The following is a 527-nucleotide window of genomic DNA, read 5'->3' as shown; positions in this document are numbered from 1 at the left end:
TTTCGTTTGTCAAAATAAGCTAGACAGTTGCTTGTCACCCATGTAACTCAAAAAGACTTCCAGTGGTGTGTGGTAGTTTAATGATTTTCTTGGATATGGTTTCTCCTGGCGGCAACCGATGAGATAAAAGTCTGGTCGACCGTGTTGAAATCCATGTCTTTGGGCAGTCCATCCTTTCTGAGCAGGCCGTTGGAATGTTCGTTCAATCCCCGCTGGGATGGTGTCCCCGGATCGGCAAAGTAGACGGACAGGTCATTCTGATTGCTCATCGATTGCCAGTTGGAGAATTCCTTACCACAGTCGAAAGTGATCGATTTGAATAGGTTTCTGGGCATCTTTTGACACCATGTATTGATGGCAACCTCGATATCCTGCGCCGTCCGGCCTTCGGGTTTCAGGGTGATGATGGCTTTTGAGAGGCGTTCGACCAGCGTAATGACGGCACTCTTGTGACGGACACCAACGATGGTGTCGCCTTCCAGGTGGCCGAATTCATCATTGAACGCCGGGTAGTCATTTGTTCTTTC

Annotated in this window: 1 pseudogene; it reads right to left on the bottom strand. The window is 48.8% G+C overall.

What is annotated here, in order from left to right:
• Window positions 1-9: 9 nt before the first annotated feature.
• Window positions 10-527: pseudogene (locus FO441_RS12530) on the bottom strand (IS30 family transposase); the annotation flags it as partial.

The organism is Salinicoccus cyprini (genome assembly GCF_007713705.1).
In the GTDB taxonomy this organism is placed as follows: domain Bacteria; phylum Bacillota; class Bacilli; order Staphylococcales; family Salinicoccaceae; genus Salinicoccus; species Salinicoccus cyprini.
The sequence above is the reverse complement of the archived record's forward strand: the minus strand, read 5'-3'. Positions and strand labels throughout refer to the sequence as shown.